This is a genomic window from Serratia sp. TMDUHS_CL (assembly GCF_037137105.1).
Classification (GTDB): domain Bacteria; phylum Pseudomonadota; class Gammaproteobacteria; order Enterobacterales; family Enterobacteriaceae; genus Serratia; species Serratia nevei.
This window is the reverse complement of record NZ_JBBBDV010000006.1, coordinates 96,556-117,054: the sequence shown is the minus strand read 5'-3', so window position 1 is coordinate 117,054 and position 20,499 is coordinate 96,556. Positions and strand designations below refer to the sequence as shown.

Genomic DNA, 20,499 nt, shown 5'->3' with positions numbered 1-20,499 from the left:
AAAGTTTTTAATCTTTTAGCGCGACATTCTCACGTTCTTATTCTATTAATTAATCTGTAAATAGATTAATGCATTTGACTCATTTTTCGGGCTTTTTGGCAGGCTTCTCTACTACGGCAAGGAACCACGATGAAAAAGACTCTGGCGGCATTAACCTCGGCAGCGCTTCTGCTGTGCGCCTCTGGCACCTCCTACGCGGCGGGCACCATTCAGGGCACGCTGGGCGTCACCCTGACCATCGGCGCCGGCTGCGTGGTCACCGGCGGCACCAGCTCCGGCACCACCAACAGCTTCGGCTCCATCAGCTTCGGCACCTACTCCTCACTGGCTAACGTCATCACCGCCAGCGCCACCGGCAGCGGCGGCACCGGCACGCTGGGGCTGAACTGCACCACCGGCACCAACTACACCGTGGCGCTGGACAACGGCCTCAACGCGACCGGCAGCCAGCGGCGCATGGCCAGCAGCGTACCGGCCTATATCAGCTATAACCTCTACCAGGACAGCGCCCACGCCGTGCCGTGGAACAGCACCACCGGCGTGCTGACCGGCACCGGCACCGGTTCGGCGGTGCCGCTGATCGTCTACGGCCTGGTACCTGCGGCAGGCACCACCCCGGCGGCCGGTGCGTACAGCGATACCGTCACCATGACCGTCACCTGGTAAACATGACGCGCCTGGCCGTCACCTGCATGCTGTTGTCGTTGGCGGGCGTTTGCCGCGCCGACGTCAGCACCGCGACGGTGGGCGTCAGCGCCACCTTGGTCAAGTCCTGCGTCGCCGGCACCACCAGCGGCGGCAACACCACATTCGGCACCTTTAACTTCGGCACGGTCTATTTCCTCAATACGGCGATAAAGGTGACCGGCCAGGCGAACGCCGGCGCACTGCAGATCAACTGCAACAACGGCACCAGTTACACGGTGCTGCTCAGCGGCGGACAGAGCGGCAATACCGCCGCACGCTATCTGCAAAGCGCGGCGGGCGCCCGCGTGAACTACAACCTGTATACCAGCGCCAGCTACGCCACCGTCTGGGATAACGTCACCGGCGTCACCCAGACCGCCACTGGCCAAAGCGTCTGGCTGCCGGTGTACGGCATGATCCCGGTACAAACGACGCCGGCGACGGGCAACTATACGGATACGGTGCAGGTGACGATAAATTGGTGATTAACGGAACGCTGCGCACCCTGCTGCTGGCGGCGCTGATCGGCGCCCCGACGGCCCGTGCCGATACCGTCAGCCAGGGCTTCACGGTCAATGCTTCGATCATCAAAGGCTGCGTACTCGGCAGCGGCGTCACCAACGTTACCTCGTTCGGCAGCATGAGCTTCGGCCAGGTTGCGTCCTTGAGCAGCCCGATAAAAATCGTCTCTAGCGCCGGCGCCGGCTCCATTTTGATCCGCTGCAATCCCGGGCTCAGCGTCACCCTGGGGTTGAACGTCGGCAATAACGTCACCGGCTCCATCGCCGGCGGGCGAAAACTGTTGAACTCGGTGACCTCGGAAACGCTGGTTTACCAGCTCTACCAGGATGCCAACTACGCCGTTTTGTGGGGCGACGGCGGCAACGGCGGCGCCGTCCAAACCGTCTCCTCCACCGGCAGTACACAAGAAATAAAAATCTACGCCAGTTTAATGGCGAGCAGCACCTTGCCCACCAGCGGCACCTACAACGATACGGTCTTAGTGACGGTGAGTTATTGAGCTTTTAAAAAGGATCACATTATGCGTAGTACTCTGCTCCGCCTGCCCCTGTTGGCAGGATTGCTGTTAGCCGGTCAACCGCAGGCCTTCGCCGCCGCCTCCATTCTGATTTGGCCTATCGATCCGGCGATTGAAGACAACCAGCAGGCGACGGCCCTGTGGCTGGAAAACCGCGACAGCAAACCGGTCTATATGCAGATCCGCGTGCTCGGCTGGCAACAAACCGGCGGTAAGGACGACTACCGCAACCAGAGCGAAGTGGTCGCCAGCCCGCCGGTCGCCACCATTCTCCCCGGCAAACGCCAGCTGATTCGCCTGATCAAGCAGACCCCGGTCGCCGCCGGGCAAGAACGGGCTTACCGGATACTGGTTGACGAAGTGCCCATCAAGGATAAAGACGGCGCGGCGCCCGACAAGGGTGCGCAGATGGGGCTGAAATTCCAGATGCGTTATTCGGTGCCGCTGTTCGTCAGCGGCAAAGGCGTCTGGACCAAGCAAGACTTCGAACACCCGCGCGACTATGCCACCGCCAACCAGCCTAAGCTCAGCTACCGGCTGCTGCAGCAAAACAGCCAGCGCTGGCTCGACGTGCGCAACGACGGCATCGTGCACGCCCGCCTGTCGCAGGTCAGCATCCAGGGCAAGCCGCTCAACAACGGGCTGCTGGGCTATGTGCTGCCGGGTTCGCAAATGCGCTTTGCCCTGCCGCCTTCGGGCAGTTTCGCCGCCGGCAAGCTGCAGGCGATGGTCAATGACAATAAGCAACCCGTAACCATTCCGTCTTACTGAGCCTGAGGTGCAGGTGAAGCGGATCTCGTCGCCGGCCACGCGCGGCATGCAGCTCAAGCCGCTGGCCCTGGCCGTACTTTGTATGGCGGTGGAGCTGTGGCCGCCGCACGCCGCCGCCGACGACCTTCCGCCGCCGCCCAGCGCCATCAGCATGCCGGACACCACGCTGTATCTGGAGCCGGTGGTGAACGGCCGCCAGACCGGCAAAGTGGTGCCGGTCACCTACCGCGGCGGCCACTACTATTTGACGCCGCAGCAACTGAGCGACGCCGGCCTGCCGGTGGCGAACAAGCAAGCGAAAGAGATCGCCGTCGATCAATTGGATAAGGTCGACGTCACCTACAGCGGCGAAACGCAGCAGCTGTTGATCTCGGTGCCCAACGACTGGCTGCCCAAGCAAACCCTCGGCGACGCCAACCCAGAACAGCGGCTGCCGGCGCAAAGCAGCCTGGGTTTCTTGCTGAATTACGACGCCTACGTCAGCCAGAGCGGCGGGCGCGGCAATCCGGGTTATTTTTCCGCCTGGAGCGAACAGCGGCTGTTCGACGGCTTCGGCGTTATCGCCAACACCGGCATTTTCCGCAGCAGCTTCAACGGCGAGACCGCCGCACAGCAGAACAATCGCTATATCCGCTACGACAGCAGCTGGCGCTACAGCGACGACGACACCATGCTCAGCTATACCGCCGGCGATCTCACGACCGGCTCGCTGCCCTGGACCAGTTCGGTGCGCATCGGCGGCCTGCAGGTGGCGCGCAACTTCGCCACGCGGCCGGATCTGATTACCTATCCGCTGCCGCAGTTCTCCGGCCAGGCCGCCGTGCCGAGCAGCGTCGATCTGTACATCAACAGCTATAAGAACACCTCCGTCAGCGTGAACCCCGGCCCGTTCACCCTGAATACCGTGCCTTACATCAACGGCGCCGGCCAGGCGACGGTGGTCACCACCGACGCACTCGGCCGCCAGATCAGCACCACGGTGCCGTTCTATGTCGCCAGCTCGCTGCTGCAGGCCGGGCTAAGCGATTTCAGCCTGTCGGCAGGGGCGCTGCGTCAAAATTACGGCTACCGTTCCGCAGACTACGGCCAATGGGTGGCCAGCGGCAGCGGGCGTTACGGCGTCACCGATTGGTTGACGCTCGAAGGGCGGGCGGAAGGCGCAGCTGAGCTGGCGGTCACCGGCGCCGGCGCGGGCGTGCGCCTGGGGCAGTTAGGGGTCCTCAACGCCTCCTACAGCTACAGCCAGGCGGGCAGCGATGCCTTCAACGCCCCGCCGGTTACGCCCCTTTATTACGATCCGATCACCGGCCAACCGGTACAGCAACCGGATGCCGGGCCGGTTTATCAGTACACCGGCCGCCACGGCGATCAGACCAGCCTGAGCTATACCTACAGCAACCAATATTTCAGCCTCAATGCCCAACGGGTACTGCGCAGCGCGGACTTCGGCGACCTCTCCACCTACAAGAGCAGCTACCGCCTGAGCCGCCGCACCGATCAACTGACCGGCAGCATCGGCCTGAGCCGCTTCGGCAGCCTGGGCGCCGGTTATTTCGACGTGCGCGACGCCATCGGCCAACGCACCCGCCTGGTCAACCTGTCGTACAGCCTGACGCTGTGGCGCAATATCAGCCTGTACGCCTCGGCGAACCGCGAGATCGGCGGCGACGGCTACAGCTCGCAGCTGCAGATCAGCATTCCGTTCGATGCCTGGGGCACCGCTAACGTCAGTACCGCCCGCGACGCCGGCAACCGCTGGAGCGAGCGCGTCGCGTACAGCCGCGCCGCGCCGACCGACGGCGGTTTCGGCTGGAACCTGGCCTACGCCGGCGGTCAAGGCAGCGACAGCGATTACCGCCAGGCAGACCTGACCTGGCGCACCTCGCTGTTGGAAACCCGCGCCGGGCTGTACGGCAACCGTAACGATTACACCCGCTGGGGCGAAGTCAGCGGTTCGCTGGTGGCGATGAACGGCGGCGTATACGCCACTAACACCATCAACGACGCCTTTGCCCTGGTTTCGACCAACGGCTACGCCGGTATTCCGGTCAGCTACGAGAACCAGCGCATCGGCGTCACCAACGACAAAGGCTACCTGTTGGTGCCCACCGTCACTTCGTATTACCACGCCAAATTCCAGATTGATCCGCTCAATCTGCCGGCGGACGTCAATTTGCCATCGGTAGAAAAAACCGTCGCCATTCGCGATCACAGTGGCTACCTGGTCGAATTCCCCGTCCAGCGCCTTTCCGCCGCCGACGTGGAGCTGGTCGATACGCAAGGCAAACCGCTGGCCAACGGCAGCCAGGTGGCGGTGATCGGCAGCAATCAACAAAGCTACGTCGGGTGGGATGGCATGACCTATATCGACCCGGTGCAGCAACACAACCGGCTGAGCGTGATCCCAGCCGACGGCGGCGCGCCGTGCCAAGTCAGCTTCAGCCTGGCCAACCCGCAGGGGCTACAGCGCGTCGGTCCCCTCGTCTGCCAATAACACACGGAGAAGAAGAACGATGTCTCGGCAAGTGAAAATTCTTTTGGCGGCGCTGCTGCTGCTGTGCGGGCAACGCGCGCTGGCGGACTGCGCCACCACCAACGGCACGGTGACCCTGCCCAGCAGCAACTCCTTCGCCGTCTACAACGGCCAGAGCAGCGCCCAGGGTACCGCCGGGCTCAACTGTACCGGGCTGGGGCTCAATCTGTTGACGCAAAACACCGTCACGGTCAAGATCGCCTCCACCACCAACAATATGGCCCTGCTGAACGGCAACGGCTCCGGCGATAAAATTTCCTATCTCATCTACCCGGATGCCAACTACCAATACCCCTACAGCGTCGGCCAGACCATCGACTACAGCTCGCTGAACCTGCTGTCGCTGATCCTGATCTCTTCCAACGTCAACTTTCCGGTGTACATCAAAACGGTGGCGGGTGCGAACGTCAGCGCCGGCACCTATACCGACACCATCAATCTGGTGTGGAACTACCATATTTGCGGCCTGGGCCTGATAGGGCTGTGTATCTGGTGGGACGGCACCAACCAACCCAGCACCGTGACCATCACCGCAGTCATCACCAAAAGCTGCCTGATCAATACCGCCAATAACGTCAACTTCGGCAGCATGGCGCTGGTGGGGCAATTCAACCCGATCAACCAGAGCATCACCCTGACCTGCACCAAATCCCAGTCATACAGCTCCTACTTTACCAACGGCAACAACCCCATCACCGGTTGGCGGCAAATGCTCAGCGGCACCAGCAACTTCCTGCAGTATCAGATCTACCTGCCCAACACCAGCACCGTGTGGAGCAGCACCAACGCGCAAAGCGGCACCGGCACCGGCCTGGCGCAAAGCATTCCCTTTACCGCCGCCATCAATCCGGCGCAGACCGAAGTGCCGGTCGGTACCTATCAGGATAACGTCAGCTATGTCGTGACCTATTAGCCGGGCCGCTAGCCGCTCAGGAAGAATGTTGCCAGAATGTATTTTTTATGTGGCATTTTTTGCTCATTTGGCTATGCTCATACCGATGGCCTTACTGGTCTAACCTCCTACCACATCATTGAGCAAGGAGTTCCCATGAGCAAAACCGTCGTAAAAATTGGCAGCTTCGAGGTCGATGACGCGCATCTTCACGCCGGCACCGACCGCGCCGGCACCCTGAGCATTCCCTGCAAGTCCGATCCGGACCTGTGTATGCAGCTCGACGGCTGGGATGAACACACCAGCATTCCGGCGATCCTCAACGGCAAACAGTCGCTGCTGTACAAGCAGCACTACGATCGGCAGGCGGACGCCTGGGTGATGCGGCTGGCATGAAAATACGCCGGGCCTGCTGACGACGCGCTGCTTTCATCGGAAACAGCGCGTTTTTTTATGCGATGGCGATGCCGCGGCCGGCAAAGAAAGGGGTGAAGCGGTTGAGCGGCAGCTGTACCCGCTCGCGCGTCGCCGGGCTGTCGCCCGAAGGGTTGTGGAAAGTCACGCTTTGCGTATCGGCGGCGGTGATCAGCACCAGATGCCCGCCCCGCTGTGGCGGCAGGCTCTCGGGCCGGCGAATGGAGGGATGCACCGAGGCGATAAAGTAGCGGTATTGGCTAAGCAGCGCCGATAACTCGGCGGCCTCCAGCCCCACCTTCACCTCCGCTTGCAGCGCAAACTGCTCGCGCACGTACTCGACGAACGGCGCGTAAATCAGCCCTTTGATCCGCTCCCCCTCGCGTACATAGGCACCGTAAGGCAGGCTGCGCCGCGCCAGCTCCAGCAGCGGTGGCGCTTCGCCGTCGCGGTGGCTCAGCACCATTTTCAGGCAGGCCATGCCGCACACGTGGTTGGCCCACTCGACGTACTCCGCCCGATCGCGGGCGCCGCTGCGCGCCCAATTCTCGTCTTGCGCCAGCGTCATGCAGCCGGCGATCAGATCGGCGGCCAGCTCCGGGCTTGCCCACTGGCATTCGTAGGGAACGGCGCGCATCCGTTTAGAACTTGTCGACGACTTTGAAATTCATCAGCACCAGCGTCATGTCCGGCGAGAACAGATCGTACTCTTCGAAGAAACGCTGCAGCTCTTTGCGCCAATGCGCCAGCGAACGATCGCCCTCGCCTTCGGCAAAGGCGTGCGCTTCATCGACCTGATCGTAAGTTTTCATTTCCACCGCGGTCAGTTCAACCGCGCAGACCGGTTCACCTTTGCCGTCCACCACCAGGAACAGATCGCCGGCCTGCGGGATCCCTTCGCCGTCCAGGTTGGAACAGGTGGCCGTTTTGGTGCCATTGAGGATCAATTGCACCACTTCATCGGCCTGCTGCTCGGTATCGCCGAACGCCCAGCGCTCAAGGTGCTCGTATTTCTGTGGAATTGCCGTCGCCATGATTATACCTTTTGGAAAAATGCATCAATGCAGACAGGATAGTACAACGTATTGCCGGCCGTCTGCATCCGTCGCAAGCGCGACTGCGCGTTCCGCCACCGCCGCCTTTACGAGTTTTTACCGTTCTTCGCTGTGCCTGCCGCGCTGCCGGGCGCATACTGTGGACATTATTCACCCAATGGCAACCGCCAGGCGGCAACATGCGGCAAGACGACATCGATGCTGACGATACCTTCAGCGATTTACTCAACGGCGTCGCCCTGGTGACGCTTTTCCTCATCACCCTCGTCGGCGGGTGGTATTTCAGTTAAGGAGGCAACGTGGCAACAAAACGCATGGGCAACAAACTCAGTAAAATGGTCGTAGTGCTGCTGCTGATCTGCCTGGCGTTGCTGCTGTTGCGTTGGGCGGCGATCGCCTTCGGTTAATCCCATGCAACGACGCCGGCTACACGCCGGCGTCCTGCTCACCGCCGCCCTGGCGCGGTCGGCTCCAGCAACTCCCGCAAATAGGCCAGACGCGCTTCCCCTTGTGGCAACCAGCGGCGGCACAGCCAATGTTGCGTTTCACCCGTGCGGCTGAGGCGGTAGTACTCCGCCAAGGTTTCGACCCAGTTCATGATGTTTTCTCCTGCTTTTCGACACCGCCAGTATTGAGCGTAAAAACCAGAAGAAATACTGATGGCTTGTTTTTTATGCTTCCTGTTTTGGGTGGCTGGTAGCGAAGCCGCAGTTCAGCTGCTACATTGGGCAAAAATCAACCAGCCGAGGTAGGCCATGACGTTCTCGGAACAGGAGATTAAACCCGTATGGGATGAGGTCGCACGCCTGATCGGCGACGGCGTGATGCAGCTGCGCCATCGTGGCGAAGCGCTGTCGGTGGAAACGCTGGAAAAACATCTGGCGCGGCAGCTGGCGGACAGCAACGATATCGAACGGCGCATCCTGCTCGGCGCCGCCATCAACATGTTGAAAGGCGGAAAATGAATCGCCAACCGAAAAGGTTGGCGATCCGACAGAAGCCCGAGGTATGCAAGCCCGGCCTTCTGCGCGCTACTATGTCACGCTAATATGACGGAATTAATAGGAATTGTCGGGTTTTTACCCAAAACGCCCTATTTTTGTTGCCAACATTACGCCAACACGAAATCGCCGGCATCCAGCGGCTGCCCCACCACTTTCACCAGGAAATCGCTGGCGCCAAAAGCGCCGCCCAGGTTGATCGCCACGTCGCTGACGTGACTTTGCGCGTCATAGCTCAACATCGCTTCACCCGCCTTGCCGCTGAACTGATCGACGAAGCGAATGCCGTCCGCGCTGCCGGTGTTGAACAGCGTCAGATCGATCTTGTCTTCACCGCGCACGAAGTCGCGGATCCAATCCGGTGCCGCCGCCGTCGATTCATCCGCCGCGAAATAGACGAAGGTGTCCTTGCCGGCGCCGCCCCACAGCTGATCCGCCCCTTTGCCGCCATACAGCACATCATCGCCCGCGCCGCCCTTGAGCACGTTGTCGGCGGCGTTGCCCACCAGCACATCGTTGCCCGATCCGCCGATGGCATTTTCAATCGTTACGCCTGCGGCGATGGACACGTTGCCTTTCAGGCCGCCAACGTCCGAGAACGCTTTTTCATTCAGGTTGATGCGCTGATTCTGGCCAAAGCCGGAGAAGTCGAAGGTGTCGTTACCGCCGGCATCCCAGGCGGTGAAAATAATCTTGTCCTGCGCGCCGGTAGCGGTGAGGAAGTCGCGATCGGTATTGGAATTGAAGCCGTAGATCGTATCGCCGGTGCGGGTGTTCATGTTGGCGCCGTAGAAATGCTGGATCGCCGTAATGTCGTTGAGCAGCGGCCCGGAAGAGTACGCGCCTTTAAAGTCCTGCCCGGTGTTGCTTTCGCTGAAATAGCTCATCACGCTGTGGGCACGGCTGTCCTCGAAATAGGTTGCGTCCTTGCCGTAGGTGATGCTGACGCCCGGCGCGGCGTTATAGTCGCCCGGATGCTGCAGCCCCAGCGCATGGCCGATTTCATGGGTGAAGGTCTGGCGACCGTACTCGTTCTCATGGATCTGGTTGTTGACGAAGGTGTGGTTCTTGGCGTTATACCAGGTTTGCCCGGCAACCGAAGGCGAGGTATCCGGGTTATACGCAAAGGCATAGGAGCCGCGCGAGCTGTAGTCGAACAGGCCGAATTTGATGTTGGCGGCGGCGGTGTTGCTGGTTTCGGTAAAGGTGACGTTGGCCACGTCGGACCATGACTGCAACGACAGTTTGGCCTGCTCGCGCTGTTCGGCGTTAAAGCTGCTGAAGCCGCTGATGCCCATGCTCGACATGTTGCTCGGCGCCTTTTCCCAGAAGCTGAAGGTCAGGGAGACCGGCGTGTCGGTCACGCCCTTGTCGTGCCAACTGCGATCGCCGCGCACCAGCTCCAGGCCGGCGTTTTCGAACGTTTTCGACGGATGAAGCACGGTAATGCTGTCGTCTTCATCGGGTTTATAAGCGCCCAGCAGGGCTAATACGCCTTCGGCCTTAACGGAAGCATTGCTTGATGACATAACCTTATCTCCATATTCGTCAATTCAATCGGGGGGATGCCCCAACTGGCGGATTGCCTGAACGGCAGCGGCCCGGTGTTGAATCAATACGGGGATATCGGTAATGCGGTGGCGCCTTCCCTCGGCACTCTGAATGAGAACGATAATCCCTTAAGAGAAAAGAATAGACACATTTTCGCCGAGTACAGAATTTTCTTAGATAAAGTACGACTATGCATTTGCGCCATACGAATGATTTTCAAGGTAATCATCAGCATTATCACGATAAGCGGAAGAAACGCATAAAAAAACCGGGGCAATCCAACCCCGGCTATCCATAAGAAATTCTGGACTCAGACTAACCAACCGAGCAGCAGCGTCGCCCCGATGACCGTGGAAGCGCCGCCGATGCGCGTGGCGATTTGGGCGAACGGCATTAGCCCCATGCGGTTCGACGCCGACAGGATCGCCACGTCACCGGTGCCGCCCAGGCCGCTGTGGCAACAGGTGACGATCGCCGCTTCCACCGGGAACATCTTCAGGTAAGGCGCAATCAGGAAACTGACCAGCCCCATCGACAGCACCACCGAGCCGCAGACCACCACATAACCGACCGAGAACACCGCCACCACGCTTTCCAGCGGTACGTACAGCATGCCCAGACCGATCATCAGCGGCCACACCAGCGCCGTGGAGACGAACTTGTAGAAACTGTGCGCGCCGGTTTCCATCGAGGCCGGGATCACCCGGCAGTACTTGCACAACACCGCGAACAGGATCATCAGCACCGGGCCGGGAATATGCACGATGTGTTCGAACAGGCCACCGACGATAAAGAAGGCGCAGATCACCAGCAGCCCGCCGCCCATCAGTTGGAAATCGACGTTGCCGCTTTGCTCCTTGATGGCGAACATCGCGTTCTCCTGCGCCGAACGGATCAGCATGCCGTCGCCGCTCAGCGCCTTGCGCTGCATGCCGATGCGCGCAAGCACCCCGGCGGTCACGATGGCGAAGATATTGCCCAACACCGCCGCCGGCGCCAGCTGCGCGACGTAGACGTCAGGCGTCGATCCCAGGATTGCCGAATAGGCCAACGACAGCGGTAAAATCCCCTCGCCGATGCCACCGCCGATGATCGGCACGATGATAAAGAAGAAGGTGTGATAGAAGGTAAAACCGAACAGCTTGCCCACCAGCAGCCCGGTGATCACCGCCGTGATCGTGCCCACTACCAACGGCACGAACATGCGAATCATCCCCTGGATCAGGATCACCCGATTCATGCCGAGAATGCTGCCGACCACCAGACTGGCGATGACGAAATACAGCAGGTTGGCGTCTTTCATCAGCAAATGGACGGTGCTCATGACGTTAGGCTGGAAGACATTGAAGTAGACCAGCACCGACGGCACCATCAAACACAGAATGGCCGGCCCGCCGATATCGCGCAGCACGGGAATGCTTTTTCCCAACTGCGCCAGCGCAAAGCCCAGCGTCATTATCACCGCCAGGCCGCCGATCATATTCTTCGGCAGGAAGTTGGCATAGGCGGAAATCGCCACGATCGCGCAAATCGTGATAAACAATGCGATCGGTACCGCACCGATATCTATTTGACGAAGTTGATTAATTAATCCTGAGGATTCGGACGATGCCGTATTTTTATCACAGGCCAGTTCTGCATTTATCTGTTTCATTATTCACCCTGCTGACAAGCGTACAGTACGGTTAGATTCACCTGGCGCAACGATCTTGCCATAGCCAAGTAAAAACAAATGATTACGAAAAATCCTATTGTGGATTTCGCTTTTTCTAATAAGAAATAAAACAGTAGACAGCTCTGACGATATGATAAAAAATAAAAATGCAAAACTAAATTACGCCCGCGGAATTCAATATTGTGACCCTCCGCCAAGGTTAGTTTTAATTAATTATCGTCAGCATTTTGTAATTAAAGTAATCGGGTTTAAATTCGCTGCTATGCTATAGGAGGGCGAAAAAGCCCCCTGCTTTATTAATAAAGAACCGGAAACGCATTAGCTGAATCCGGTCAGCTTGATCCGAACCTTAATCCTGCGCGCGGCACCGCACGGGAAAGAGGCATAATATGACTCATAAGGAAGTAGAATATGTCTTCACGCGCTGTTACCCCACAAACCCTCGCTCGCTACGGCATTCATCAGGCCGCCGACGTCGTCTATAACCCCAGCTATGAATTACTGTTCGCCGAAGAGACCCGCGCCGACCTGCCGCCGCTGGAACGCGGCACCCTCACCCAGCTGGGTGCGGTCAACGTCGCAACCGGTGAATTCACCGGCCGCTCGCCGAAGGACAAATACATCGTGCGCGACGACACCACGCGCGATACCGTCTGGTGGTCGGACAACGGCACCGGCAAGAACGACAACCAGCCGCTCTCCCCGGAAGTCTGGCAGCATCTGAAAACGCTAGTGGGCAACCAGCTCTCCGGCAAGCGTCTGTTCGTGGTGGACGCGTTCTGCGGCGCCAACGCCGACACGCGCCTGAAAGTGCGTTTCATCACCGAGGTGGCCTGGCAGGCGCACTTCGTGAAAAACATGTTTATTCGCCCGAGCGACGCCGAACTGGCAGACTTCGAGCCGGACTTCGTGGTGATGAACGGCGCCAAATGCACCAACCCGGACTGGCAGCAGCAAGGGCTGCATTCGGAGAACTTCGTCGCCTTCAACCTGACGGAACGCATGCAGCTGATCGGCGGCACCTGGTACGGCGGCGAGATGAAGAAAGGCCTGTTCTCGATCATGAACTACCTGCTGCCGCTGAAGGGCATCGCCTCGATGCACTGCTCGGCCAACGTCGGCGAGCAAGGCGATGTGGCGGTGTTCTTCGGCCTGTCCGGCACCGGCAAAACCACCCTCTCCACCGATCCGAAGCGCCAGCTGATCGGCGATGACGAGCACGGCTGGGACGACGACGGCGTGTTCAACTTCGAAGGCGGCTGCTACGCCAAGACCATCAAGCTGTCGCCGCAGGCGGAGCCGGAAATCTATCAGGCGATCCGCCGCGATGCGCTGCTGGAAAACGTCACCGTGCTGGCCGACGGCAGCATCGACTTCGACGACGCCAGCAAAACCGAGAACACCCGCGTCTCCTATCCGATTTATCACATCGAGAACATCGTCAAACCGGTGTCCAAAGCTGGCCATGCGCGCAAGATCATCTTCCTGACCGCCGACGCCTTCGGCGTACTGCCGCCGGTATCGCGCCTGACGCCTGAGCAGACCCAGTACCACTTCCTGTCCGGCTTCACCGCCAAGCTGGCCGGCACCGAGCGCGGCATCACCGCGCCGACGCCGACCTTCTCCGCCTGCTTCGGCGCCGCGTTCCTGACGCTGCACCCGACGCAGTATGCCGAAGTGCTGGTGAAACGCATGGAGGCCGCCGGCGCCCAGGCTTACCTGGTCAACACCGGCTGGAACGGCAGCGGCAAACGTATCTCGATCAAAGACACGCGCGGCATCATCGACGCCATTCTAAATGGCGACATTGAGCAGGCCGAGACATTCACGCTGCCGATCTTCGGGCTGGCAGTGCCGACCGCGCTGCCGGGCGTCGATCCGTCGATTCTCGATCCGCGCAAAACCTATGCCGACGAATCGCTGTGGCAGGAGAAGGCGCAGGATCTGGCGCAGCGCTTTATCGATAACTTCGCCAAATATACCGTCACCCCGGCGGGCGAAAAACTGGTGAACGCCGGGCCTAAACGGTAACGGCATTCCCCCGCTCAAGGGCCGATTCGTCGGCCCTTTTTTGTTTTCACTCCTCTTCCAGCAAACCCGGCATCACCAGCGCCACCGCCGCCGCGATGCGCTCGTCGATCGCGCTGCCCGGCGGCAACAGCCCCAGCGTCATCTGCCGCAGCGGTTCGGCGATGGTCATCGCCAACAGCAGGTCGCTGGTTTGCGCCCAGTCGTGCTCACGCAGCCATCCGCACTGCTGCTGGCGCTGCAGCCAGTCCGTCACCGTCGCACGGCCGCGCTGAATACCGTTGCGCTGGTAGCTGTCCAGCAGCCCCTCGCGCCCCGGAAATTCGCTTTGCAGCAGCCGGAACATGCCCACCGCTTCCGCACTCAGCACCTGCTGCGCGATGGCCTGCAGCCCTTTTTCCAGCAGCGGCGCAACCGCCGCCCGCTGCCCGGCATCCTGGGCGAAGGCCGGCTGAAACGCCTCGGTCCAACCGCTTACCGCCTGCGCCACCAGTTCGTCGCGGTTGGCGGCAAAGCGATACAGGGTTTTTTTAGCCACCCCGGCGCGTTTCGCCACCGCATCCACCGTCGCCGCGGCATAGCCACCGTCGATCAGCAGTGCCAACGTCGCCTGAACCAGCGCCGCGCGCAGCGCCGTTTCCGGCGTGGCCGGCCGGCCGCGAGCACGCAGCGGTTCTTCATTCGGGTTTGCCATATTTATTCCTCATAAGCGTTGACAGACTCAGCATAGCGGCATAGCCTTATTTTGGAAACGCAATTCGTTTCCAAAATAAAAAAGGAACCCATTATGACACATCCCTCCCTGCTGGCGCCGTGGGGCGTTAACGATATCAACGAGTTGCTCAGGCCCGAACCGCTGCGGCTGGAGATGGGGCTAAGCCGCAGCGCCGACGGCCTGCTGACCGTGGCGGTTCGCACCGACCTGCACGGCTGCAAAGGGCGCATGCTGGACTGGTGGTTCACCTTCTTCGAAACGACTCAGCATATCAACTGGTGGCACCCGCACGATCACGTCGAACACCGCGGCTGGGATCGCCACTGGAAAAAGGGGGAAAACTACGTCGGCGCCAGCATCGAAGCGATCGAGTGGTTGGCGGAGCTGCCGCCGGTCGCGGCACGCCTCAAGTTTCACGCCGCCGAGGATTTCTTCGCGCCGCAGCCGCTGCGCCAGGCGCGCGACGCGCAGGCGCTCTCCGCCGCCGTTTGCGCGCGCATCGGCTTCGGTGACCAGGTGGCGCTGGATGACAACGGCGATCCCTGCGACGGCGAGATGCTGCACCTGGTGCGCGACACGCCCTATGGCTGCGTGCTGCGCAGCCGCTTCCTGCTGGGCAAAGCCTGCGCCAACGCCCACGACGAGCTGCCGGACGACATCGGCTTTAACCTGATGCGCCACTGCTACAACGAGTTCAGCTATCTGGCGCAGTTCCTGCCGTCGCTGTACTACGCCGAAAACGGCCGCGAACCGGCGCCGTTGATCTGGTAAATCGCGCCTCACAGTTCCCGCTGAAATCAATTGATTGTTTTGTCGTATAAATTTAGAACTGACGAACAATAATTCAAAAGTATGGGAACGGGGATGAATCAACAGACTCTCGACGCGCGCCGCTCGCGTCAGGCGTTGCTGGCCGGCTCGGTCGGCAACTTTATCGAATGGTATGAGTTCGGGGTGTACGGGTTCCTGGCCACCGTTATCGCCGCCAATTTTTTCACGCTGCAGGGTGAAAACGAAATCACCAGCCTGATCCTCACCTACGCCGCCTTCGCGCTGGCGTTTTTCTGTCGGCCGATCGGCGCGGTGATCTTCGGCCGCATCGGCGATCGTATCGGCCGTCGCCCGACGCTGATTGCGGTTCTGTTGTTGATGACGCTGGCCACCGCGCTGATCGGCGTCATGCCGACCTATGCCTCGATCGGCGTCGCCGCCCCGCTGCTGCTGACGCTGCTGCGTATGTTTCAGGGGCTGTTCGCCGGCGGCGAATTCGGCGGCGCCGTGTCGCTGATGACCGAGTTCGCCCCGAAGGGCAAGCGTGGGCTGTTCGGCGCCTGGCAGTCGCTGACCGTCGCGCTCGGCCTGCTGGCCGGGGCTGGGCTGGTGGCGCTGCTGGCCGCGCTGCTCAGCGCGCAGCAGCTGCATGACTGGGGCTGGCGCATTCCCTTCCTGCTGGCGCTGCCGATGGGCGCCGTGGCGCTGTGGCTGCGGCTCAAGCTCGAGGAAACGCCCACGTTCACCCAGGCGCAGCAACATGCGGAACACGCCGCCGCGCCGCCGGAAGCGAAGCTGGGCGGCGTGGTGAAAACCATTCTGATCGGCATCGGCCGCATGATGGGCTGGTCGGCCGCCGGCTATACCTTCCTGGTGGTGATGCCTTCCTATTTGCAAACTTCATTGCACGCCACCTTCCAGCAGGCGCTGGTGGCGACGGTGCTCGCCAACGTCGGCTTCGCCCTGACCATTCTGCCGGCGGGCATCATCAGCGACAAACTGGGGCGTAAAACGGTGATGCTGACGGCGGTGGCGGCGGTGATCCTGTTCACCTTCCCGCTGTTGCACCTGTTGCAAGATGCGCAGAGTTCACTGTGGGCCAAAGGGCTGGCGGTGATGATCGCCGGTGCCGTGGTCGGCCTGCTGGCCGGCCCTGGCCCGGCGATGCTGGCGGAGATGTTCCCGACCCGGGTGCGCTATACCGGCTTGGGGCTGGCTTACTCGCTGTCCAATGCGGTGTTTTCCGGCTCGGCCGGGCTGATTATCACCGGCCTCATCAAACAGACCGGTAATATCGACATTCCCGCCTACTACGTGGTCGCTACCTCGGTGGTCAGCCTGTTTGCGCTGATGACGCTGCGCCGCGACGACCATCTGCGCTCGCTGAACGAACGTTAATCCTCCGGGGGCACATCGCCCCCCTTGCCAACTCGTGACCTCGATCACAACGCCAAAGTGTTAACGTTAACTTTTGTGATTAACATCGCACGCGTGATATCTGCTAGCTTCATCCCTTTGCGAGTTAACGTTAACAATAGAGCTAACTTCACTCACCGGGGCCCTACCCATGAACCGCGAAACTAAAAAATATTACGTGCTGCTCAGCGGCCTGCTGTTCTTCTTTTTCTTCACATGGTCTTCCAGCTTTTCGCTGATCTCGCTGTGGCTGAATCAGAAGATCGGCCTGAAAGGCGCCGAGACCGGCCTGATCTTCTCCGCTATCTCGTTAGTGGCGCTGTGCGCACAGCCGCTGTACGGGTTTATTCAGGACAAACTTGGGCTGCGCAAACACCTGCTGCAGTTTCTCGGCGTGATGCTGCTGCTGACCGGCCCGTTCTTTATCTACGTTTACGCCCCGCTGCTGGCCAGCAGCCTGCCGCTCGGCGCACTGGTCGGCGGGGTATTTATCGGCGCCACCTTCTTCGCCGGCATCGGCGCGCTGGAATCTTATACCGAGCGAGTCAGCCGCATCAGCGGTTTCGAATTCGGCCGCGCCCGCATGTGGGGATCGCTCGGCTGGGCCAGCGCCACCTTTTTGGCCGGTTTTATCTTCAATATCGATCCGAACATCAATTTCTGGCTGGCCTCCGCCGCCGCCGTGGTATTCCTGTTGCTGCTCAGCCAGGTGCGCGAGCTGAAGCCGAACGCCATGGCCGGCCTGGCGTTCGGCAAACCGGAAAATCTGCGGCTGCAGAATGCGCTGGCGCTGCTGCGTATGCCGGGCTTCTGGGCGCTGGTGGTGTTTGTGCTCGGTATCAGCGTGTACAACGTTTTCGATCAGCAATTTTCGGTCTACTTCGCCTCGCAGTTCGCTTCTCGCGAACAGGGCAACGAGATGTACGGCTTCCTCAACTCGCTGCAGGTCTTCCTCGAAGCCGGCGGCATGTTCCTGGCGCCGCTGCTGGTGAACCGCATCGGCGCCAAACAGGGGCTGCTGCTGGCCGGTGGCGTGATGGCGCTGCGCATGTTCGGCTCAGGCTTGGTCAGCGGCGCATTGATGATCTCCGCCATGAAACTGCTGCACGCCGTAGAGTTGCCGATCCTGCTGATCGCTATCTTCAAATACATCGCCAGCCGCTTCGACAGTCGCCTCTCCTCAACGCTTTACCTGGTGGGCTTTCAGTTCATCACCCAGGTGATGGCCAGCTTCCTGTCGCCGCTGGCGGGCTACGGTTATGACCGCATCGGCTTTGCCGACACCTATCTGCTGATGGGGTGCGCGGTCGCCGCCACGACGCTTGTCTCCTGTTTCCTGCTGCGCGGCGAACGTTCCGCCAGCGCAGCCCCCTTTCAATCCGCCATTAAATCAAGTGAGTCTGTCCAATGAACACTGCCTTAGCTCAAGCCGACCATGCGGTCGAAGCCCTGCGCGCAGAACGCCGAGACGAATACTACCCGCAGTTCCATCTCGCGCCGCCCGCCGGCTGGATCAACGATCCCAACGGGCTGATCTGTATTGACGGCGTCTATCATGCCTTCTTCCAGCATCACCCCTATAGCGAGCACTGGGGCCCCATGCACTGGGGGCACGCGACCAGCCGCGATCTGATCCGCTGGCAGCACCAGCCCATCGCCCTGGCGCCCGATGCGCCCTATGACAAAGACGGTTGTTTTTCCGGCTGCGCCGTGGATGACAACGGCGTGCTGACGCTGATTTACACCGGCCACGTGTGGCTGGGCGAGCCCGGCGACGACAGCCAGGTGCGGGAAGTGCAATGTCTGGCCACCAGCGAAGACGGCATACGCTTCGTCAAGCACGGGCCGGTGCTGGCCGCGCCGGACGGCATTCAGCATTTCCGCGATCCGAAAGTCTGGCGCGAGAACGGCGAATGGTGGCTGGTGGTCGGTGCCAAAGAAAACGGCCTGGGCCAGGTGCGCCTGTACCGTTCTGCAGATCTGCGCGCCTGGCGCTTCGATCGGGTGCTGGCCGGCGCGCAGGCGGCGCATCAAGGGTATATGTGGGAATGCCCGGATTTCTTCCCGCTGGGGGAACAACACCTGTTGTTGTTCTCGCCGCAGGGGCTGGCGGCACAGGGCTACCGCTACCGCAATCGCTTCCAGAGCGGCTATCTGCTCGGCCACTGGCGGCCGGACAGCGACTTTAGGGTGACCCAACCCTTCTGCGAGCTGGATGCCGGCCACGATTTCTATGCGCCGCAGACCTTCACCGCCGCCGACGGCCGTCGGCTGCTGTTTGCCTGGATGGATATGTGGGAATCCCCAATGCCCAGCAAAGCGCACCGTTGGGCCGGCGCCCTCACCCTGCCGCGTGAGCTAACGCTGGCCGCCGACGGCAGCGTCCGCATGAACCCGGCGCGTGAACTGACGGCGCTGCGCCGAGAATCGCACACCTTTTTGGCACAGACGCTGACCAATCAGCATCTGCCGCTGGCGGACGACGTGCAGGAACTCACCCTGATGTTGAGACCGGCCGACAACGACTCCGAGCGCTACGGGCTGGCCATCGGGAGTGCGGCGCGGCTGTTCGTCGACAATCAGGCGCACCGGCTGGTGCTGGAACGTTTTCATGAAAACCCCGCCCTGTGCACTTGCCGCAGCGTGCCGCTGCCAGAAGGTGACAGCCTGTCGCTACGGATCTTCATTGACCGCTCATCGCTGGAGATCTTCGTCAATCAGGGCCAGGCCTGCCTGACCAGCCGAATTTATCCGACGGCGGGCGATCGCCGCCTCAGCCTGTTCGCCGAAGGCGGCCGGGCACAGTTCGAGCCCATCACGGGATGGCGATTGGCAAGCCTCTGGGGATAATGGGCATGAGCACCGGGCGCGCAGCGACGCACCCGGTGCGCTTACAGCGAACCACGCTCCAACAGCGGGCAAGGCACTTTCACCGTCTCACGCTGCTCCCGCTGCTCAATCACATGCAGCGCCGCAAGGCGGCCCAGCTCGTAATGCGGCAGCTGCACCGTCGTCAATGCCGGCAGGAACAGTTCGCCGGTGCCGACCATATTGTCGTAACCCAGCACCGCTACCTGTTGCGGTATCCGCCATCCTTGCGCCAGCAATACCTGATACACCAGAAAGGCTATCCGATCGTTCCCGCACACCACGACATCGCAATCGCGCCTTCCTGCAGAGAAATGCCGCTCCAGCAGCGCGACGCAGTCGCGATAGCTTTGGTCGCCGCCGCTCAGATCGAGATGATACTGCCGCAGCTGTTCAACATCGCGCCCCGCTTCGCGCCAGGCGCGTTCCAGACCGCGACGGCGCAGGCCCGCCGCCAGCGTATCCGCCGGTAAATGAATGCACAGCGGCGCGCGATAGCCTTTGGCGATCAGCGCGCGTGTGGCGTCATACTGCCCTTGCTCGTCATCAGGAATGTAGCTGGCGATCGAATGCGCCGGGCTGACGCAGTTGGCCAGCACCAGCTTTTTGTCCAACAGTTTGGCCGGCAATGTCACCTCGCGCAGCCCCATCGTGGTGAAGATCACCCCATCCGGACGATGCGCCAGCAGCAGATCGACGGTCTGTTCGGCGTTGTCGTCGGCAAACAGGTTGACGACGAAGCTGTTCCAGCCTCGCTCGCGCGCGGTTTTCTCAATCGACAGGATCATTTCCACCGAGAACGGCGTCGTGGCGGTGTCCAGCGCCAGCACGCCGAGCGTCTGCACGCGATTTCCGTCACCGCGAATACGCCGCGCCGACAGATCCGGCACATAGTCCAACTGGTCGATAGCCTGTTTGACGCGGCGGTAGGTTTCCGGCCGCAGCTTGCCGGGTTCATTGATGGCGCGGGACACCGTCATCAACGAGACTCCGGCAAGTTTTGCGACGTCTTTCAGCGAAGCCATGCGCCCTTCTTTATGATGATTAATGGGAAAAAGTGAATAATCCCATAACCGGGCGCAG

At 60.8% G+C, this 20,499-nt stretch carries 21 protein-coding genes; 14 read left to right on the top strand and 7 right to left on the bottom strand.

Annotation, left to right across the window (positions count from 1 at the left end; all coding sequences use genetic code 11):
- Positions 1-129: 129 nt before the first annotated feature.
- The 7 genes from WCL58_RS13450 to WCL58_RS13420 all read left to right on the top strand — a co-directional run bounded on the left by WCL58_RS13450 (position 130) and on the right by WCL58_RS13420 (position 6,318).
- A complete protein-coding gene (locus tag WCL58_RS13450; protein WP_060440090.1) occupies positions 130-666 on the top strand; it encodes a Csu type fimbrial protein in 537 nt (178 codons plus the stop codon).
- Between the two features lie 2 nt (positions 667-668).
- Positions 669-1,172 carry a Csu type fimbrial protein gene (locus WCL58_RS13445; RefSeq protein WP_038877669.1) on the top strand — a complete coding sequence of 168 codons (504 nt, stop codon included), beginning with the start codon at positions 669-671 and terminating at the stop codon, positions 1,170-1,172.
- A complete protein-coding gene (locus WCL58_RS13440; protein WP_038882152.1) occupies positions 1,166-1,708 on the top strand; it encodes a Csu type fimbrial protein in 543 nt (180 codons plus the stop codon). The genes WCL58_RS13445 and WCL58_RS13440 overlap by 7 nt, the downstream gene beginning before the upstream one ends.
- A 21-nt stretch (positions 1,709-1,729) precedes the next feature.
- Positions 1,730-2,497 (top strand): fimbrial biogenesis chaperone, encoded by a 768-nt coding sequence (locus tag WCL58_RS13435; protein WP_049201714.1) that lies wholly within the window; start codon positions 1,730-1,732, stop codon positions 2,495-2,497.
- Between the two features lie 46 nt (positions 2,498-2,543).
- Positions 2,544-4,991, top strand: coding sequence for a fimbria/pilus outer membrane usher protein (locus tag WCL58_RS13430; protein WP_387442703.1), 2,448 nt, complete (start codon positions 2,544-2,546; stop codon positions 4,989-4,991).
- A gap of 19 nt (positions 4,992-5,010) precedes the next feature.
- A complete protein-coding gene (locus WCL58_RS13425; RefSeq protein ID WP_336851278.1) occupies positions 5,011-5,943 on the top strand; it encodes a Csu type fimbrial protein in 933 nt (310 codons plus the stop codon).
- Positions 5,944-6,078: 135 nt separating this feature from the next.
- Positions 6,079-6,318, top strand: a complete 240-nt coding sequence (locus WCL58_RS13420; RefSeq protein ID WP_060419275.1) for a YebV family protein — start codon at positions 6,079-6,081, stop codon at positions 6,316-6,318.
- A 55-nt stretch (positions 6,319-6,373) separates the two neighbouring features.
- On the opposite strand, the gene WCL58_RS13415 is transcribed toward WCL58_RS13420, so the two are convergent.
- Both WCL58_RS13415 and WCL58_RS13410 read right to left on the bottom strand, forming a co-directional pair.
- Positions 6,374-6,973 (bottom strand): C39 family peptidase, encoded by a 600-nt coding sequence (locus WCL58_RS13415; protein ID WP_336851277.1) that lies wholly within the window; start codon positions 6,971-6,973, stop codon positions 6,374-6,376.
- A gap of 4 nt (positions 6,974-6,977) precedes the next feature.
- Positions 6,978-7,370 carry an ASCH domain-containing protein gene (locus tag WCL58_RS13410; RefSeq protein WP_004931522.1) on the bottom strand — a complete coding sequence of 131 codons (393 nt, stop codon included), beginning with the start codon at positions 7,368-7,370 and terminating at the stop codon, positions 6,978-6,980.
- A 335-nt stretch (positions 7,371-7,705) separates the two neighbouring features.
- On the opposite strand from WCL58_RS13410, the gene yniD reads away from it, so the two are divergent.
- Positions 7,706-7,798 carry a small membrane protein YniD gene (gene yniD / locus WCL58_RS13405; protein ID WP_016928013.1) on the top strand — a complete coding sequence of 31 codons (93 nt, stop codon included), beginning with the start codon at positions 7,706-7,708 and terminating at the stop codon, positions 7,796-7,798.
- A 38-nt stretch (positions 7,799-7,836) separates the two neighbouring features.
- Here the strand turns inward: yniD and WCL58_RS13400 are convergent, their stop codons facing one another.
- Positions 7,837-7,989 carry a hypothetical protein gene (locus WCL58_RS13400; RefSeq protein WP_169318360.1) on the bottom strand — a complete coding sequence of 51 codons (153 nt, stop codon included), beginning with the start codon at positions 7,987-7,989 and terminating at the stop codon, positions 7,837-7,839.
- A gap of 157 nt (positions 7,990-8,146) precedes the next feature.
- On the opposite strand from WCL58_RS13400, the gene WCL58_RS13395 reads away from it, so the two are divergent.
- A complete protein-coding gene (locus WCL58_RS13395) occupies positions 8,147-8,356 on the top strand; it encodes a hypothetical protein (protein ID WP_004931526.1) in 210 nt (69 codons plus the stop codon).
- A 146-nt stretch (positions 8,357-8,502) separates the two neighbouring features.
- On the opposite strand, the gene WCL58_RS13390 is transcribed toward WCL58_RS13395, so the two are convergent.
- The gene (locus WCL58_RS13390) at positions 8,503-9,921 is read right to left on the bottom strand and encodes a serralysin family metalloprotease (protein WP_147840247.1); all 1,419 of its coding nucleotides are present in this window, start codon (positions 9,919-9,921) and stop codon (positions 8,503-8,505) included.
- A 332-nt stretch (positions 9,922-10,253) separates the two neighbouring features.
- The gene (locus tag WCL58_RS13385; protein WP_142109764.1) at positions 10,254-11,597 is read right to left on the bottom strand and encodes a 2-hydroxycarboxylate transporter family protein; all 1,344 of its coding nucleotides are present in this window, start codon (positions 11,595-11,597) and stop codon (positions 10,254-10,256) included.
- 432 nt (positions 11,598-12,029) lie between these two features.
- Here WCL58_RS13385 and pckA point away from each other — a divergent pair, with 432 nt between their 5' ends.
- Entirely contained in the window at positions 12,030-13,649 is a 1,620-nt protein-coding gene (gene pckA, locus WCL58_RS13380) for a phosphoenolpyruvate carboxykinase (ATP) (protein ID WP_087763523.1), read from the top strand.
- 46 nt (positions 13,650-13,695) lie between these two features.
- Here the strand turns inward: pckA and WCL58_RS13375 are convergent, their stop codons facing one another.
- Entirely contained in the window at positions 13,696-14,340 is a 645-nt protein-coding gene (locus WCL58_RS13375; RefSeq protein WP_336851276.1) for a TetR/AcrR family transcriptional regulator, read from the bottom strand.
- A gap of 93 nt (positions 14,341-14,433) precedes the next feature.
- Between WCL58_RS13375 and WCL58_RS13370 the strand changes: the two genes are divergently transcribed.
- The 4 genes from WCL58_RS13370 to WCL58_RS13355 all read left to right on the top strand — a co-directional run bounded on the left by WCL58_RS13370 (position 14,434) and on the right by WCL58_RS13355 (position 19,398).
- A complete protein-coding gene (locus tag WCL58_RS13370) occupies positions 14,434-15,132 on the top strand; it encodes a DAPG hydrolase family protein (protein ID WP_336851275.1) in 699 nt (232 codons plus the stop codon).
- 93 nt (positions 15,133-15,225) lie between these two features.
- Positions 15,226-16,530 (top strand): MFS transporter, encoded by a 1,305-nt coding sequence (locus WCL58_RS13365; protein WP_049200384.1) that lies wholly within the window; start codon positions 15,226-15,228, stop codon positions 16,528-16,530.
- Positions 16,531-16,699: 169 nt separating this feature from the next.
- Positions 16,700-17,959: an MFS transporter gene (locus tag WCL58_RS13360; protein ID WP_336851274.1), complete on the top strand. Its 1,260-nt coding sequence runs from the start codon at positions 16,700-16,702 to the stop codon at positions 17,957-17,959.
- Positions 17,956-19,398: a glycoside hydrolase family 32 protein gene (locus tag WCL58_RS13355; protein ID WP_336851273.1), complete on the top strand. Its 1,443-nt coding sequence runs from the start codon at positions 17,956-17,958 to the stop codon at positions 19,396-19,398. Before WCL58_RS13360 ends, WCL58_RS13355 begins: the two co-directional genes overlap by 4 nt.
- Before the next feature lie 41 nt (positions 19,399-19,439).
- Here the strand turns inward: WCL58_RS13355 and WCL58_RS13350 are convergent, their stop codons facing one another.
- Positions 19,440-20,441: a LacI family DNA-binding transcriptional regulator gene (locus WCL58_RS13350; protein WP_049200376.1), complete on the bottom strand. Its 1,002-nt coding sequence runs from the start codon at positions 20,439-20,441 to the stop codon at positions 19,440-19,442.
- Positions 20,442-20,499 lie beyond the last annotated feature (58 nt).